The sequence below is a fragment of the Marinoscillum pacificum genome, from assembly GCF_024714495.1.
Taxonomy (GTDB): domain Bacteria; phylum Bacteroidota; class Bacteroidia; order Cytophagales; family Cyclobacteriaceae; genus Marinoscillum; species Marinoscillum pacificum.
This window is the reverse complement of sequence record NZ_JAMZMJ010000013.1, coordinates 21,827-40,353: the sequence shown is the minus strand read 5'-3', so window position 1 is coordinate 40,353 and position 18,527 is coordinate 21,827. Positions and strand designations below refer to the sequence as shown.

13 protein-coding genes are annotated in these 18,527 nt (G+C 39.7%); 5 read left to right on the top strand and 8 right to left on the bottom strand.

Annotated elements, in window-relative coordinates; translation table 11 throughout:
* The 3 genes from NXS00_RS21780 to NXS00_RS21770 form a co-directional block, all read right to left on the bottom strand.
* Positions 1-3,396, bottom strand: a complete 3,396-nt coding sequence (locus NXS00_RS21780; RefSeq protein ID WP_258101397.1) for a TonB-dependent receptor — start codon at positions 3,394-3,396, stop codon at positions 1-3.
* A gap of 145 nt (positions 3,397-3,541) precedes the next feature.
* Positions 3,542-4,540 (bottom strand): FecR family protein, encoded by a 999-nt coding sequence (locus tag NXS00_RS21775; protein WP_258101396.1) that lies wholly within the window; start codon positions 4,538-4,540, stop codon positions 3,542-3,544.
* Positions 4,541-4,676: 136 nt separating this feature from the next.
* Positions 4,677-5,273 (bottom strand): RNA polymerase sigma factor, encoded by a 597-nt coding sequence (locus NXS00_RS21770; protein WP_258101395.1) that lies wholly within the window; start codon positions 5,271-5,273, stop codon positions 4,677-4,679.
* 183 nt (positions 5,274-5,456) lie between these two features.
* Between NXS00_RS21770 and NXS00_RS27005 the strand changes: the two genes are divergently transcribed.
* The 5 genes from NXS00_RS27005 (at position 5,457) to NXS00_RS21750 (ending at position 9,998) form a co-directional block, all read left to right on the top strand.
* Positions 5,457-5,720: a DUF8530 family protein gene (locus NXS00_RS27005; protein ID WP_506530938.1), complete on the top strand. Its 264-nt coding sequence runs from the start codon at positions 5,457-5,459 to the stop codon at positions 5,718-5,720.
* Positions 5,720-7,279: a PAS domain-containing sensor histidine kinase gene (locus tag NXS00_RS21765; protein ID WP_258101491.1), complete on the top strand. Its 1,560-nt coding sequence runs from the start codon at positions 5,720-5,722 to the stop codon at positions 7,277-7,279. Before NXS00_RS27005 ends, NXS00_RS21765 begins: the two co-directional genes overlap by 1 nt.
* Positions 7,276-7,887: a TetR/AcrR family transcriptional regulator gene (locus tag NXS00_RS21760; protein ID WP_258101394.1), complete on the top strand. Its 612-nt coding sequence runs from the start codon at positions 7,276-7,278 to the stop codon at positions 7,885-7,887. Before NXS00_RS21765 ends, NXS00_RS21760 begins: the two co-directional genes overlap by 4 nt.
* Positions 7,888-7,982: 95 nt before the next feature.
* Positions 7,983-9,269: an LVIVD repeat-containing protein gene (locus NXS00_RS21755; RefSeq protein WP_258101393.1), complete on the top strand. Its 1,287-nt coding sequence runs from the start codon at positions 7,983-7,985 to the stop codon at positions 9,267-9,269.
* Positions 9,270-9,998, top strand: coding sequence for a hypothetical protein (locus tag NXS00_RS21750; RefSeq protein ID WP_258101392.1), 729 nt, complete (start codon positions 9,270-9,272; stop codon positions 9,996-9,998). It abuts the gene before it with no gap.
* Between the two features lie 79 nt (positions 9,999-10,077).
* On the opposite strand, the gene NXS00_RS21745 is transcribed toward NXS00_RS21750, so the two are convergent.
* The 5 genes from NXS00_RS21745 to NXS00_RS21725 all read right to left on the bottom strand — a co-directional run bounded on the left by NXS00_RS21745 (position 10,078) and on the right by NXS00_RS21725 (position 18,404).
* On the bottom strand, positions 10,078-12,384 hold the full coding sequence (locus NXS00_RS21745) for a T9SS type A sorting domain-containing protein (protein ID WP_258101391.1): 2,307 nt from the start codon (positions 12,382-12,384) through the stop codon (positions 10,078-10,080).
* A gap of 196 nt (positions 12,385-12,580) precedes the next feature.
* Positions 12,581-14,884, bottom strand: coding sequence for a T9SS type A sorting domain-containing protein (locus NXS00_RS21740; RefSeq protein WP_258101390.1), 2,304 nt, complete (start codon positions 14,882-14,884; stop codon positions 12,581-12,583).
* A 321-nt stretch (positions 14,885-15,205) separates the two neighbouring features.
* Positions 15,206-16,825, bottom strand: a complete 1,620-nt coding sequence (locus NXS00_RS21735) for a T9SS type A sorting domain-containing protein (protein WP_258101389.1) — start codon at positions 16,823-16,825, stop codon at positions 15,206-15,208.
* 149 nt (positions 16,826-16,974) lie between these two features.
* The gene (locus NXS00_RS21730; RefSeq protein WP_258101388.1) at positions 16,975-17,502 is read right to left on the bottom strand and encodes an RNA polymerase sigma factor; all 528 of its coding nucleotides are present in this window, start codon (positions 17,500-17,502) and stop codon (positions 16,975-16,977) included.
* Positions 17,503-17,588: 86 nt separating this feature from the next.
* Positions 17,589-18,404 (bottom strand): SDR family NAD(P)-dependent oxidoreductase, encoded by an 816-nt coding sequence (locus NXS00_RS21725; protein ID WP_258101387.1) that lies wholly within the window; start codon positions 18,402-18,404, stop codon positions 17,589-17,591.
* Between the last annotated feature and the right edge of the window lie 123 nt (positions 18,405-18,527).

The window sequence follows — 18,527 nt, the reverse complement described above, 5'->3', positions numbered from 1 at the left end:
TTAAAATGTAATATTTGTACCCACTGTCCATTTGCTCAGTCTAGGATATCCACCCCAGTACCTGCCATCCGTTCCTACTTCCGGATCGTATCCTTTGAACTTGCTGAATGTGTAGATATTGGACGTATTGACGAACAGTCTGGCAGAAATCTGCTTCGGTAGCTCGAAGGTATATCCAAGGTTTAGGTTTTGGATTCTCACGAATGAGCCATCTTCTAACCACCAGTCTGAGAACTTAGTCAATCGACCGTCTCTTAGACTTGGATAATCATTAGTTGGATTATCTGGTGTCCATCTGAAAGGAATAATACTAGGTTGGTTGAAGGCTTGAGTATTCAATACATCGTTTCCAAAAACACCATTAAAGAAGATGCTCGCATCGAAGTTTTTGTAAGAAATGTTGAGATTCAAACTCGCCATGAAATCAGGATTTGGATCGCCGATGATTGTTCTGTCATTCTCATCGATTACATCATCTCCGTTGATATCAATGTATTTAAACTCACCTGGCTGTGCCAGATCACTTTCCAGACCTGCCTCTACTCCTTCTTCTAGTGTCTGAACAATTCCATCCACTTTGTATCCGTAGAACACATTGATCGGCTGACCAATCGCTAACAAATTCGGGAAGCCTCTGAACATCTCAATGGAGTTTCCAGAGTACTGAAATTGCATGCCGGTATTTGCATCAGTGATCAAACCTGACTGCTCTGCATTACCAAGACTGGTTACTTCATTGCGGTTTCTATAGTAGATCAAAATAGCTCCAACAGTGAAGTCGTTTTTCTCTAAAATATTACCATCCAAAGTCAACTCAATTCCTTTATTAACAATAGAACCGTCGTTGATCCACATTCTGTCATAGCCGGACGATAGAGGAAGGATTCTTTCCTGAAGTAGATCATCAGTTTGTTTGTTGTAGTAATCAAAAGTCACATTCAGACGGTCATTCAACACAGTAAAGTCGATACCGAAGTTGGCTTGTGCAGTGGTCTCCCATCTCAAGTCTGGGTTAGGAATCCCTCCCCAAAGCACTTCAATACCATCCTGGCCAGTTCTTCCTACTTCAATACCAGGACCAATTGAAGTAATCCATGCACCATCGTTGTAGTAATTACTGATTCCGTATCTGCTTAGTGTCTGGTATGGCGAAATACCCTGATTACCCGAAATACCATAACTAGCTCTGAATTTCAACTGAGTGAAGATGGATTGCCCGCCCATAAATGTCTCTTCATGTGCCTTCCAGCTTACTGCACCAGATGGGAAGTATGCCCACTTATTATTGTTACCAAACTTAGATGAACCATCCGCTCTGGAGGTGAATGTGAACAAGTACTTGCTATTGTATGCATAGGTAGCTCTGAAAATCCCAGACACCAGCTGAGTCTGTGACAAACCATTACTCAAGTCATTCAACTCAGGGTTACCTGCACCCATATTTTCATTTTTGAGAGTTTCATTCACAAAGTCATAAGCCGCCAGATTACTCGTTCTAGACTCATCAAACTGATAGGAATACCCAACTGTAGCTCCAATATCGTGCTTATCAAAAGACTTAGTGAAGTTGGCAAAAGTCTCCGTTACCAAAGTATTCATCTGCCAGTTGTTGATGTAAGCCGCACCATTGTTGAACTGACCAGCTTGAGTATAAATCTTAGGTTGATATTGATCATTGATACTGCTTCCATATTTATAATTAAGCCTGGAAGTCAAAGTAAGAGACGGGATGATCTTCCACTCTAAATCAAGGAAAGACAGCATGTCCAAAGTCTTGGAAACATTCGTTCTGTTTTCAGTAATTGCAACCGGATGTCCAAAATCATTATTGTTTAATAAGTAATAATCACCTTCGTCATCATATACTGGGAAGATTGGATTTCTCCAGTAAGCCAACCCTCCGTTTGCATTTCTCTTACCTCTGGTTAAGATGTTCGTGAATGTAACCTTGAAGTTGTCAAATACTTTATGACCAATGTTGAGGTTGTAGTTTAGCTTATCGTAGTTATCGTCTATGTACACCCCACGATCGGTATAGTAGTTTCCGCTCAAATTGAAATTGGTCTTTTCATTGGAGCTTGAAATACTGATTGTTGTATTGTTAGAAATAGGATTGTCTCTGAAAACGATCTTATCCCACTCCGTGTAGTAAGGCCATTCACCTGACTCCAACTCTCCAACAGATGGGTAATAAATTCCCGATGGTGAAGTTTCACCAATATACACTGAAGGAAATCCGCCATTGGTTCTTGCCTCATTGTTGAGCTGAGCCATCAATGCCGGGTTTCTCCACAAGTTTAGTTCTGAGGTAAACTGAGAAACGGTTACTTGCTGACGAACGCTAACCGTGGTTTCTCCTGTCTTCGCTTTTCTAGTCGTGATAATGATAACCCCATTAGCTCCTCTTGATCCATAGATTGCAGAAGCTGAAGCATCTTTTAGCACTTCCACAGATTCAATATCTGCAGGGTTGATTTGTTTTAGATCACCGGCGTCTCCCAAAGGAAATCCATCTACAACTACAAGCGGAGAATTGGAACCTCTTAATGAACTTCCACCTCTAATACGTACTGTAGCACCCGCTCCAGGGTCTTGTGAAGGACTAATGATTTGCAAACCAGCTGCTCTTCCCTGTAAAACGCCTTCTACAGAGTTTGCGGGAATGTCTTTCACTTCTTTTAGCTCAACCTGAGTAACTGCCCCGGTCAAATCCTCTTTTTTAACAGATCCATAACCAACCACAACTACTTCTTCCAAACTTGCATAGTCTGGTTGCATGGCAATGTTTATGGTAGTTTGTTCAGTTATTGCCACTTCAGTGGTCTTGTAGCCTACGAACGAAACTAACAGCACTGCCCCTTCTTCTACTTGAAGTTTATAATTACCATCGATATCGGTAATGGTACCATTAGCAGTCCCTTTTTCTACTATGGTAGCTCCAGGTAGTCCTTCTCCATTTTCATCAGTAACCTTACCAGAGATACCTACCTGTTTTTTATTGATGATAACCTCCACAGGCTGGTTGGAGGCGCCTTTCTTCTTACTAATACTTATTGTTTGGTTGATTTGTCTGAATTGAACTCCTGTTTGGCCGGAGATCTCCAGTAAGTATTCAGCTACGGTAGCACGCTTCTGCGAAACAGTTACTTTTACTTTTTCGCTCAAGCTCTTATCGGTATAGAAAAACCGAAAATCTGTTTTCTGCTCGATGTTTTTAAGCACTTTATCCAGCGCTTCTTCTCGAGTTTCCAACTCAATATATACCTCCTTAACACTCTTCACCTGACCAGAAACAGAGTCTGCCAGCAATGAAGACATGGTAAGTACCAGAGCTAAAAATGTATATATAGAGTATTTTGTAACCATAAGAATGGTCTGAAATAGGTTGTATTTCATATTTTTGTCATAGAGTTAAATGAACATTAGATCAGATGGCACAATGGAAAGCTGCAACTTTCCGTCATGCTGAGTAATGATTTCAACCGGGGGTTTAGCGATCCCCGGATTTTTTTAGAGGTTAGTTAGTCTTTCGCATACAGTATCATTTTTGGTTAAATTTTATTTGTACTTGCTTTCCAGCAAGGGAGTATTCAAATCCAACTGAGTAACTAAGAATATCCAGCACATTGGTCAGATATTCATTCTTCTGAAAAGTACCCGAACATTTCACATCAGGAAGACCACCAACTACCTCTATCTCGACTCCATACCATCTCTCTAATGTTTGAACTACATCGTAGACTTCCGTTTTATCAAAATAGAGCACACCATCTTTCCAATAGGTTATTGCCTGCACATCAGCGGTGCCCTTGAGAATTGATTCCATTTCATTGGAAATACTTGCCGTTTCTCCTGGAACTAGATATACCAGATCATCACTGTTATCACGTCTTACTTTTACTTTACCAGTCACAAGAGTTACTTCAGTTTGTCTAGTGTTATATGACCTGATATTGAAAGATGTACCTAACGCTGTGGTTGCCAACGAACCGCTGTACACCGTAAAAGGTCGGGATGGGTTCTCCGTCACATCAAAGAAAGCCTCACCTTCAAGGTTTACATTTCTACCATTTTCGAAATTCTCAAAATAAGTGATCTTACTCTCAGAATTCAATGTGACAATGGTTCCGTCAGGAAGGTATACTTTGGACTTCTGTCCGGCGGGGTTGTCTTTTATGATCTCCACATACTGAGGTTGAACGTCAGTGGTTCTAACTTGCAGAATAACCGCTACAGAAATAATCAATAATGCTACTGCGGCCGCTACTTTCCACCAACTTGTGGAGAAGGATCGGTCATTCGAAGGTTCGCGCAATACATTAAGTGACCTTGTATTGTCTTTGTCTTTAAGAATCTGCTGAAAAAGTTGTTTGCCATCATACTCGAACTCAGGCTTTGCTTTACCATGCCACATTTTATCAAATTCGGCATGTACCTCTTCGTCACTCTTCTCTGAGAGATACCACTTCAAAAACTCCTCAGCCTCAGCCTTGGATAGTTTTCCGTCGAAGTAGTTACGAATTTGTGTGAGTCGATCCATTAGTTTTTGTTTACGCTATTATATAGCCTCAACTCACTCGAACTACTCACGCATATTTTCACATTTACAATAAATTTATCTTTTTAAGTGAGTGTCCAATGCATCATTCAATGAAATCGCAATACCATTGAAAATATCACAACAAAAAGATCAATCCAATTACTCCTGGAGTGATCACTTTCATGTCGATTAGCTTTTCCTTTAGGGATTTTGTGGCACGGTAGATTTGATTTTCTACTGTTCGAGTGGATAGACTGAGCCGCTCTGCTATTTCTTCATTCGACAAGTGCTCGAAGTTCTTCATCATGAAGACTTGCTTCTGCTTGGCTGGCAGTTCGTCAATAGCTTTACTTGACAGTTCGTCCAAATCTGAGAAGATCACATACTCTTCTGTTTCATTGGTATCTCCAGGCCAATAAGTAATGGCATAATGCTGAAAAGCGAGGAAACGGGCTTTTTTCTTTGACTGTTTGATCACAATGCTTCGAACAATAGAAATGATGTAGGCATTGAATGAAAGTGAACTATCCAGGTTGTCTCGATTGCGCCAGATTTTCATGAAGACTTCCTGAATTACTCCTTCGGCATCTTCATGTTGCAAGCCCATCTTGCGACTAATATTGTAAATTTTGGAAGCGTATTTTTCATACAATTTAGCAAACGCTTGCTCATCACCTTTTTGTAGGCGAGCTACTAATTCGCTCTCGTTTCCAAAGTTTATAGAAAAAGCCACTGATTTTAAGAAGATTGATAATTGTGCAGCTAATCTGATAGATTTTTTTTCAATTTCAAAATCACACCAATCTGTTTAGTCCAATTATTGAGAAGATTCATAGATCATTTTCTTCTATTTATCCGATTTTAAAGAGCCTCAATTAAGATTTGTGTAACTTTTATAAAATAATTCTGAATACTAATGATTCAACCGGAAGAAGTAATCAACTTAATTCTGAGTATCGTTTTTATTATCTATCTACTTTACTTGGTAAAATCTAATTCCAGATCTCTCAAAACCTTTTGGTTTCTGGCAATCGTCATGATTTTCATTTCTCAAATATTCACCATTTTAGAGGGCTATTTTCTACCGGAACTTTTCAACCTAATAGAACACTTTTCAACCTGTTTGGCCTCTGTTGCATTGTTATTAAGCGTCTATAAACGAGAACTCTTTTGGATCTAATGATTTCGGCACTCAATATCTTCTCATTTATTGCCTTAACAACAGCTGTTGTATTGATTATTGCACGCTTGTACAAAAAACCAAACAAGAGTTTAATCGCCGTTTTGTTAGCCGTCAGCCTATTGTCGTTATCTGAATTCACCAATATTTTGGAGCATCTAGATATAGCTCCTGAGACAGATGATTGGGAAGACCTATTAGAGATCGTATTTTTACCACTGCTGATTCTGTCACTCCATATAGGTATGCTGGAGGAAGAATTAAACAAACGACTCCTATCAGAAAGTAAATTTGAGGCTATTTACAACAATGCTTTCACATTCATTGGGTTGCTTGATCATGAAGGCCGCTTGCTCGATGCCAATGATGCCTCCTCCAAATCAATAGAGTCAAATATCACTGGTATGTATGGTCAATATTTCTGGGACACACCCTGGTGGGCACATGACGAAACCGAACAACAAAAGTTAAAAGCAGCAATCAGGATAGTTCAATCAGGAAAGATCAGTCATTTTCAGACAACTCATCAATCAAAAGATGGAGAAATCGTCTACATAGACCATTCACTGACGCCTGTATTTGACCATGAAAATAAACTGATCTACATTATCCCTGAAGGACGCAATGTCACACAATTAACTCTCGCACTTAAAGAACTCGAGCAACATAAAAATACACTTGAAAGACTTGTAGAGGAGAAAACTGAAGAGCTCAATGCCGCACTAACTATATCGAAACAGTTAAACGATAAACTATACAATTCTAATCAGCAATTAGAGCAGAGCAATTTGGAGCTAAAACGACAAAGCGAATATCTGCAACAGACACTCACACAATTACAAGCTGCACAACATCAACTCATCGAGAGTGAAAAGATGGCTTCATTGGGTATTTTAACTGCCGGAGTTGCACATGAAATCAATAACCCTCTCAATTTCATCATGGGTGGAGTTACCGGAATTGACTTATATGCCTCCGAGCATCTATCCGCTCACGATGAAGGTATCAAACAGCCTCTTCAATCCATCTATTCCGGCATCAACCGAATCACCAAAATTGTAAAAAGTCTCAATACTTATAGTCGTACAGATAATTTCAGAACCACTGAGTGCAACATCAATTCCATCATGGACGATTGCCTGATCATGCTGCAAAACAAATGGAAACAGCGAATCAATATAATCAAACGATATGATCAAGATGCGATTATTGAGGCTAATGAAGGAAGACTACATCAGGCCTTTTTGAATTTGCTCAACAATGCAGTACAAGCCATTAAAGAAATGGGAGAGATTGAGATCATTACAACGGTGACTCCAGCAGATATTACTACAGAAATAAGAGACAATGGCATTGGTATTTTACCTGAAAACCTCAATAAAATCTTTGACCCATTTTTCACCACCAAGGAACCAAATGAAGGAACTGGATTAGGATTGTCCATCACACGCAAAATCATTGCTGACTATCACGGAACAATCAATTATTCGTCAAACACCCCGGAAGGAACCATAGTTAAAGTCGTTTTCCCTAATTTTAGAGGAATAAAGGACTCATGATTTCTAAAGAACAAGTACAAGAATCGGCTTTGACACTTTTCACTCGATACGGTCTGCAAAGTGTTAATATGGATGACCTTGCCAAAGAACTTCGTGTATCAAAAAAGACCATCTATCAACTCTATAACAGTAAAGAAGAACTAGTCCTAAGTCTTTTTGAAAGGATAAGTGGAGAATGGGATAAAGAAGTTGGAATACTATTGAAAAAACCCAATAATCCGATAATACAGTTTCTGAAACTAACGGATCTTCGGTACCAATATGTAGAGCGACTCAATCCTACCTTTCTATTGAAATCAAGTCGTCAGTATCAAAAGGTGTACTCTTTTATGCTGGACATTACCAGCAGTATTGAATCTCTGGTCTTAGAATTATTAATCAGAGCTAAAGAACAGAATGTTATTTTAGAGGAGGTAGATCCAAAGATTTTTCACACGGTTCATGAAAGTATTTTCATTTCGTATTTTGAACATTATAACCCAGTAGTTCCTGGTTCAAAAAACACCTTTAAACACATGGTCATTGCTCCTATTGCAGGAATTTGCGATACCAATAAAATCAATATCTGGAAAGAATACGATACCATAAGCACAGGAACCCTCACTTAAACAACTCTTTACTAAGCAGTTGCAACAAAAATATTTAGACACCCTTCCAACTAAATGAGGGTTCATGTGGTCAATGCTAACAAATCACCAAGACTATGAAAGCATTAATTCCAACCACAATTCTTCTATTATCATCCTTATTCTATGGATGTACAGACACCTGCGAAACCGTTTCTTCTTATCAATATTACGAACCGGTGTTCACTTCAATGGAGGAGATTCGTCAATCAGTCCAGTTGAGTGATGCAAAAAACATTAAACAGTCTGGTAAAATCTATTTCATTAATGACCACTTGCTAATTAATGAACCAAATGAAGGAATTCATATTATTGACAATACCAATCCAGCCAATCCAAAAAACATAGGATTCATTAACATTCCAGGCAACTTCGATTTAGCTGCAGTAGATGGCTACTTGTACGTAGATAGCTATGTCGATCTGGTTGTATTGGATATCAGTGATCTCACCAACCCAAAAGAAATAAAACGTATTGAAGACATTTTCCCTAACTACAACTCATTTGGGTACTATGCAACTGATGATGGGATAGTCACTGCATGGAAAGAAACAACATCTACTTCTCAAATTAGTACGGAGTGTGATGGCAGTGACTTAATATATTATGGCTGGGGGTATCGGTACGCTGGAGGAATTGCTGTAGATATGGCTTTTGCTGAATCAATAAGCATGTCTGGATCTTCAGTTTCACCAGGAATAGGTGGTTCGATGGCCAAATTCACCATTAACAATGACCATCTCTTTATGATTGATGATCATGAGATGAGAATTGCAGATATCACCACTCCATCAGCTCCAATGTTAGGAACGAAACTTCAGGTTGGCTGGGGTATAGAAACGGTTTTCCCATATGATGACATGCTGTTCATTGGCGCCAATAATGGCATGTATATTTATGATGTGAGCTCTCCACTCAATCCAGTAGAATTATCAAATTACTCACATGTAAACAGCTGCGATCCAGTGGTAACGGATGGTCAATACGCCTACGTCACTTTACGTTCTGGCAATTCATGTGCAGGATTCACGAATCAACTAGAAGTCATCAATATAGAGGACCCAACTACTCCGACATTGGTCTCTACATTCCCAATGTACAATCCTCATGGCCTAAGCATTTCTGATGGCAGATTATTCATATGTGATGGAGAAGCCGGTCTTAAAATCTATGACGCCAGTGACGTGATGCAAATCGGCAATAACTTGATAAAACACTACGGAGACATTCACGCCTATGATGTTATCGCCTTTAATTGCAACATTATGCTCATTGGCGACGATGGACTGCAGCAGTATCACTGCAATGAATTTGATGGAGACATCACCTATTTAAGCACCATTGAGTTCAATAAGAACCTATAGATGAAAAGGTATTTAGGTTTTGTTCTGCTACTTGGAACACTTTCACTTCAAGCTCAAAATGACAGGCTGTTTCTAAATAATGGCAATGTATTAAGAGGAGTTATTGCAAATGACTCCCTTTCCGACACCATTCGCATAGCAATAAGCCAGGTGATTGTATCGGTTCCGTTTGAGGCGATTAATGAAATATATCCCAATAGAAGACACAATCAGGATCTACTGTATCAAAGAAGCGGCCCTTTAAGAACCATGTCTACCAACTTAACTTTTGGGATAGTAAGTGGAAAAAGTAGCTCATATGCTCCATCTGTAATGCGCCCTGCCGGGTACATTTCTCAATTCTATCACGCACACAAACTGCTTAATATTGGAGTCCAGACTGGCATCGTTGATTATAAAGAATACACGATCTATCCCACTTCTATAGAATATCAAGCTCACTTTGGAAGAAGTTATAGGAACTGGTTGGTTTACGGAAATACTGGATATGGTTTTGCAAGAGCCACCAAAGATTATGAAGAGCAGTATAGCTTATCTGGTGGCATAAATTATCAATTGGGTTTAGGTTATCATCTTGCTCAAGACCGATATGCCTTCCAATTCAAAGTAGGATATTCGGTTCAAATGATCGAAGAGACAATAACCTATTCAGACGTTAACAAAACAATTCGTCAAAGACAATTGAATAAAATCACTATTCAAATAACCTATCGAATCAGTTATCTATAAGTCACCTTTAGTTTAAAGTAATAAAAAAGCCGACACCCAAAAATGAGTGCCGGCCCTCGCTTAATCTGATGATTGCTTTCTATCGCACAATCACCTTAAAAATCTCCGTCTTGTTTCCTTGTGCTACTCTTAGCAGATAGTGTCCTGATGCTTTGTTATTCATATCAAACAGGATCTTTCCATCTTTCTCAATAACATCTACTGCTACATCTTTACCATTTAGATCCATGAGCTTCCATTGTGCTCCGTCAAGTGAACCTGAGGACTGAAGCGTAAAGTATCCATCACTTGGATTTGGGTAAAGAAGAAGATTAACATTATCCTCCAGGTTTTCAATCACTATCACATCAAACACTTCCGTTGTTCCGTCAAAGTCTGTTTGCTGAAGTCTGTAGTAAACCAGACCTCTTCCATTTATCTGGTCATCGAATTGATATTCCAGTGGCATGTTGGTTGTTCCGTGACCTTCTACAAATGCCACCGTTTCCCAGGTTTCACCATCAAATGATCTATCAATTGTGAAATAATGATTATCCGTCTCGGTTGCAGTTTTCCAGTTGAGCTGATTATAGTTTCCTTTGTCTGCCCCTTTCCAATACAATAAGTCAACTGGTAAAGGACCTTCTTCCGATTCAATTATTCCATCTGGATCCGCAGCAGGATTTGACGCAGAATTTCCACCACCATCAGCAGTTGACCCGCCACCTGTATTATTATTGCTTCCTCCAGACCCCTGGCTCACATCGGTATTTAAGTTAGTACCAGGCACAGTACCTGAGAAGATGATAACACCTTTACCACCTCCGCCACCACCAGCGTGAGTAGTTGCATCATTAACACTGCCTCCAGCACCTCCTGTTGCAGTCACATTCAGCGTACAAGTAGCTAAGCTCCAATTTTGAACCTGGAATAAAATAGAACCTCCAGCTCCTCCACCACCGCTACCATCATTTCCAGTATCAGCAGCACTTACACCATTTGCAGTGATCGATTTACCACCACCACACGTACCACCTGTCGCTATTTCATTTGCTCGGATGATGATCATTCCACCACCATTTCCTCCAGCAGAACCTATAGCATTGTTTTGGTGACCTCCTCCACCTCCACCACCTAGGTAAATTCTCTGCGCAGAAATAAAGTCACTTAAATCAACTCCACCAATTCCACCTGCAGATGCAGCACAACCTCCTGCTGACCCATCGTATCCAGGCCCTCCATTACCACCAACAGTGTAGTTCCCTCCACCAGCACCACCTGCATTGTGAGGATTTCCTCCGCCACCACCATTGGCTATTTTACCACGTGCCGCTCTATAAGTATTGTTGGTAAGTTTATGAGCTCCTTGTCCCTTTTGCCCATAGCCGTCAGCATCAGCTCTATACACTGTGGCATTACAACCATCCCAATTTTCTGCACTTGGGTTGCCTCCTAAAAAGCCCTGACCATTTACAGAAATATTATTTTGAAGAGTTAAAGTATTGGCAACATCAAGTGCAAATACACCTCCAATTGTACCATTCCAAGCTTTGGCGGTTAAATCAGATGTGGTAGTGTAATTGGTATATTTCGGAAATGATACCATTTGAACAGAAGTAGCCGACCCTACAGAATAACTATTATCCAATGTTTTAGATAAGGTAACAGATGAAGCACCGTAATGACCAGTCACGGATATATTATCCACTGCACCGTAATGTCCAGCTGCAGCTAAATAGACAACATAAATACGCACTGAATTACCTTTAATTCCAGTAGTACCATAATTCGTCCAGCCAAAATTGCCAGTCAAGTCTTGGTAAGTTTGGAAATCACCGCTTTCATCTATATCATAGATCAGGTAAATGTGATCATTGTTATCAAAACCGTACTGAGCTGCAAACATGGTTAGGTCTACATGATCGTATGTTGAAATAGCTATCAGATCTGAATACCACATAGAATAACCATTGGTATTCTCTGCCGCCATGTAATTGCTACCACCATAAGCTTGAATAAAAGGAGCTCTACACCCTCCAGTCACACATCCCGTCGCTCCTTTTATCGCCGCTGTATTTTCAAAATCTTCCGTCCATGCCGTTACTGACCCAGCACGAGTTACGCTTGTTATCTCTACCTCCTCATATAACCCCGCTGACCCAATAGTTTGGACGTCTCCAAATGTCGTATTATCACCGGTGTTAGTTCCTATAATATCGTCCTGCATCTGCATGATCAGCACATTATCCCCCACTTCGAAACTTGCAGCACTTTCATCAGTTTCTCCAAGTGTTACTGTTGTACCAACAATGTTCGTTACCTCAGCATATCCGTTTATTACATCCTGAGCTGTGGTCGCCGATGTAATAAAAAGGAATACAATAATGATCCAAATATGTAGTTTCATGAGTGTCATTTTGATGACGCGAAACTATTATTGAATCATACGTGCATTAGAAGTAATTATTTAGACTACATAAAAAACTAGTTGAGTTAGAGGTTTTACTCTTTGAATGAAAATGAATAAACGTCATTCCTACAGATAAAAAAAGTCATTGCTATGACGGCAATGACTTTATGAAATGAATGAAACAAAATTTTATTTATCTAACCATAACCTTAAAGACCTGACTTTCTCCACCCTGGCTCACCGTTAGGATATATTGCCCCTGTGCTTTGTTATACATATCAAAAAGTAGTTTCCCATCCTTTTCAATAACATCAACTTTGATCGTATTTCCATTGAGATCTATCAGCTTCCACTCCAATCCTTCTACTGATCCAGAAGACTGCAAGGTGAAATAGCCATCACTAGGGTTTGGATAAAGCAATAAGTTCACATTGTCTTCCATATTTTCAATGACAATAACATCAAACACTTCGTTAGTACCATCAAAATCCGTTTGTTGTAATCTGTAATATACCAATCCGCGACCATTGATATGGTCTTCAAACTGATAGTTCATCTGCATATTGGTTGTTCCGTTTCCTTCGACAAATGCTACTGTTTCCCACGTCTCTCCATCAAATGAACGTTCTATTGTGAAGTAATGGTTATCTATCTCTGTAGCAGTTGCCCACTCCAGTTTGTTGTATCTCCCTTCATCTTTTCCTTGCCAGAATAATAAATCTACTGGCAACGGCCCCTGTTCTGACTCTATTACACCATCAGCATCCGCTGCTGCATTGGAAGGTGTAGTGGCTCCTGCATCTGCTCTAGTAGCTCCTCCTGTATTGTTATTGGCTCCACCTTCACCTTGACTTACATCAGTCACCATATTCGTAGCAGGTACAGCGCCAGAGAAAATCACGACGCCTTTACCACCTCCGCCACCTCCAGCGTGAGTAGTTCCATCATTTACACTACCCCCATCACCTCCGGTAGCTGTTACATTCAATGTACATGCATCTAAGGTCCAATTTTCTACCTGGAAAAGTATAGAACCACCAGCACCAGCTCCACCGCCGCCATCATTACCGGCATTATTAGAATTTGCCCCGTTAGCAGTAATTGATTTTGATCCAGTACATGTTCCTCCTGTCACAATTTCCGTTGCTCTAATGATGATGATTCCACCACCATTACCTCCTTGGGTGCCAACTCCATTATTTTGCTGACCACCACCGCCAGCTCCACCCAAATATATTCTATCTGCGGAAATGAAATTACTCAGATCTGCACCTCCGATTCCTCCAGCAGACTGATTACAACCTCCAGCAGAACCATCATATCCTGGACCTCCAGCGCCACCTGCCGTGAAGTTTCCTCCACCTCCGCCTCCAGCGTTATGAGGATTTCCACCACCTCCACCATTCGCAATCTTAGCTCTGGCCGCACGATAAGTATTGGATGTCAATTGTTGAATTCCTTGTCCCTTTTGACCAAAATTATCAGAGTCTACTCTAAACGCGGTAGCGTTACATCTATCTCCATTTTGCACTGGACTTGGTAATCCTCCTATAAAACCCTGGCCATCAACCGAAATATTGTTTTGTAAGGTAAGTGTGTTCTCTACATCTAGAGCGAAAACCCCACCTAACGTACCATCCCAAGGCTTAGCTGTCAAATCGTTGGTAGTCGTGTAATCCGTATAATTTGGAAAAGTAATCAACTGAACAGCCGAACCAGCACCAACATTATACGAATTATCTAATGACTTTGATAGGGTTACAGATGTTGTAGAAGAATGTCCTGTTACAACCACATTGTCAATAGCTCCATAATGACCAGCAGCTGCTAAGTAGTAGGCGTATATTGTGATCGTATTACCTTGAATATTGGTGATGTCGTAATCTCCCCATGTGAAATTTCCATTTAATTCTTGATAAATGATTCCTGTTCCACTACCATCAATTTCATATATTAAATACAAATAATCATTGACATCATAAGCGTACTGAGCTGCGTAAATTGACAAATCAACCCGATCGTAGGCAGAAATATCAATCACATCTGAATACCAAACAGCATAGTTTCCTGTATTTTCTGCTGCCATGTAATTACTTCCTCCATAATTAACAATAGTTGGAGGATTACACGCCCCACCGAAACAAGCTGTATATCCATCAGGTGCTGTTTCAAAATCTTCTGTAAATACAGTTACCGGAGCCGGACGTGTAATCCCTGTGATCTCCGCTTCTTCGTATAAACCTGCTGAACCAATACTTTGAATGTCACCGAAAGATGCATCGTCACCTGTATTTGTTCCAATTACATTGTCTTGCATCTGCATAATGAGAATATTGTCTCCAATCTCAAAGCTGGAGGCTCCCTCATCTGTAGTACCAAGACTTATTGTGTTTCCAACGATGTTTGTAACTTCAGCATATCCGTTAATAACATCTTGTGTAAAAGCTGTTGATGATATAAAAATGCTTGCTAATGTAATCCAGTCTCTTCGTTTCATATCATTGTTGTTTTGATATGGCTAAACTAGAGTTAGATCATTGAGCGAAAGGTGATTATTCTTTCGTTAGTAAAATTTGAACGATGAATAGTAATGATTCTACTTTAAGTGATTTATCCGACAAATACACCCGTATATTACGCTAATTCAATAAGTAAATCACTTATTACCGAATGAAAGACGATTTATCAATCTCTGTAATCTCTGCGCTTCTTTATCTATAAAACCCAAAGAAAATAATCATCACTAATACAGGTTTTATATTCTATAATACAAGAAAAATGAATACTGGGAGATTCTCGAAAAATCCCCCAGAATCTATTACTTAATCATAATTCGGCGAGATAAATACCCTTCATTAGTTCTAATTATCAACAGATACATTCCCGGCATGGCTACTTCAACATTTAGCTTTAATTCATTGAAACCAGAATCATAGGCCTTTCTTGAAATCAATTGGCTGACCTCTTTTCCATTGAGATCTGTAAGAGTGATAGATAAATCTAATTGTTCTGGTAATTGAAAACGGATAGATACTTTCCCCTCGAAAGTTGGATTTGGATAAACTTCTAATTCATGCAAATGGATCGTGGATCGGCAAGCCTCGAAAAAGGTACAAGAGGTGGTCAAATCAGATTTATCTTCAGCTACTAAATACTCATACTCCTCACGAATTTGCTGTCCTTGCTCTCCTGGAATGAGACTCAACAGTTCATCTGTAGCTTCAAACCACAAGTACTGGTCCTCAGCGAGAAAAGGGTAGGTGGATTTGCTTAAAATAACTGGAATTAAGGTTTCATACGAAGCAACAAATGCTTCATTGGATTTGTCATTATTTTCTTTGTCACAATTCCAACTTACCCATTGACGGCCCAAATTATCTGACGCGAAAACTAGTTTAGATAGCCTTTTTGGGTGCCTTACACGCATATCTACTCCCATTTCATCATTACCAAGGCTCAATTTCATACCACATATAGAGGTTTCTTGTTGAGAATATTCAATCCGGTTATTACTGAATTCGAATCCCATCTGTTCCAACTTATCCTGAGGTAACTCTAATGCTTGGATCCCTTCCATCATGGAATTACGATAATGTGACACAATATTGGTTCTGCCTGTTTGACCTCTTAGTTCCTGTATACATTTCACCGTTTCAGGTAAGTAGGCATATCTATCAGGTAAAAGAGCCAAAAAAGACTCTGTGGGTTGAAACCAAAGTGTTTGCTCCTGATCAAATAACGACGAGACTTGTTGATTCAGCTTAATTCCTACATACAAATCTCTTTGATCCATTTTTGCTGATCCAGGAATTACTGCACCTCTTACGGACTCTCCTGTAAAGTCTGTCATGAACAAGGGATAAAAATCAAAATGAGAAGGATCCTTTTTAATATTATCATTATCAGAAGAACGTTGCGGTGCCCACGTACTTCTAAAAGTGGTGCTTCCTCTCTTCTTCCAATCCATTAAAAACGAGCTAACGATACCGTCATATTCATTCAAATAATACAAACCCATTTTCTTGTCAGATTTCTCATACTGAAATCCAAGTCTTGAAAGCTCTTCGATTGTCAATTGAAGCACCATATGATCCGCAGGAATGACTTGGTCTTTAGACCAACCACAATCCATCAGGTTGGCTTCTTGAGAAAAAATCTCTTCAACTGAATCCTCAACAATCACCTGTTGATCACTTGGAGTAGTTGTCGGCTGTGTTTCTATGATAGCAACTTCTCGACTGTGTTTAACTGGTTGTACTTCTTCAGTTGTTGCTACATCAGCAGGTAGTGACTCTAAAGCGATTTCAGTTTTCCGTTTAGGAACCTTCATTTCAGGAAAATGCTCAATTCGCTCCAACTTCAGTTCACTTTCATTTTCCTCAGCAGCAGGCCATAAAAACCACGTAGTGGCAATAATTACACTCGTTAATACACTCATAATAATAAAAGGTTTAATAGAATTTGTTTCCACCAGCCTGGCCTGTGCTGGTGGATGATTAATTAATTGGTGCACCTTTTTTATTGAAACATTCTCATGCACTTCATGAAGCGCAGAGAAAAACTTATCTATATCGTTTTGATCATAACTCATAGTGAAAGCATATAGATCAATGTTGATTTTTCTTTGTCGGTTAACATTTTGAGGAGTTTCTCCTTACCCCGCTTCAACCGCAACTTCACTCCACTCAAACTCCCACCCTGAACCTGATGAATCTCTTCCATTTTCAGATCACTGACATAGAAAAGAATCAAGGTCTCCTTCATTCTGTCCGGAAGTGTCATCATCTTTTCGTAAATCATCTGAAACTCTAATTGCCTATCCAAATCCACTTCATTACCAAGAAATTTTTCCAGTTCTGCTGAATCCCATTCGGAATAAAACTTCTTTCTTCTGGCCCGTTTAAAGTGAATTCTGGATGCCACAGAAAACATATAAGACAGCAATGCTTGTTTGTTTTCTAATTTGGAAAAGCTATTGAGAGTGGTGAGAACGGTATCATGTAGCAGGTCTTCACCGTCCATTTTATTGCCTGAAATAACCCGGCAGTACCTATCCAATGATGAGTGAATAGGTTCATAATACTTGATGAATTCCTGACGTTCTGTATGTCTCAAATGTTAACCTTTTGTAGTATGTGCCACAGGCAGATCAAAAAGTTACATGAGATCTTAAACTTTCTAAAAAAACTTATTGAAAGAAATCAGGCACTAGCCAGCTTGCCGATCAACCAAACGGAGAATTTTGGCGCCAATCGCTTTAAGAAATCAAACAAATAAGCATCTGGACCCACTTTTACTCGCTTTTTGCCTCTTCGAATTCCTCGTACAATAATCCTAGCTGCTCGTGGTGCGGAAGTCATCGCTACCTTCTTAAATAATGCAGCAGATTCCTCCTGAGACATGCCTTCTTTTGGACCTCTTACGAATTTACTGTTGTTGACGATGTTGGTTTTCACCCCTCCAGGAAAGACACTAATCACTTTCACTGAAGTGCCATTTAATTCCTGTTGCAAAGACTCATTCATGCCACAAATAGCATATTTGGAAACGTTGTATGAACTCTGGTTAGGAAACGGAATCAATGCATTGACACTGGACACATTCACGATAGTGGCATCCGGTCTTTCCATCAAGTGAGGAAGAAAAGCCTTGGTCCCATGAAATGCACCCCAAAAATTGACATCCATCACCATTTTAAAATCTTCTACGGTTCCCGTGACAAATGCATCAGCCACAGACCTTCCAGCATTATTGATCACTCGATCCACATGACCAAAATGAGCGATTACCTCTTCAGCGTATTGAAAAAATCCATCCTTATCAGCCACATTTAATTTGTCAGCCTTCACTTTTACTTCATAGACTTTGAGTAATTCCACAGTCTGTTGAAGTTCTGCTTCATTCACATCTGAAATAGCTAAGTGACAACCTTTCTTTGCGAGTTCAATAGCCAACTCTCTTCCTATTCCGGAAGCCGCGCCTGTCACTACTACTACATTGTCTTTCAGATTTCTCATGATATCTCCGTGATGCTAATTCTGCTCAAAGTAAATGAATATCTGTCTTTCCAATCTTAGAAATGCTCGGAAACACAAAACCGCCAGCCCGTAGGCCGACGGCTTCCCCCAATCGTTAATATT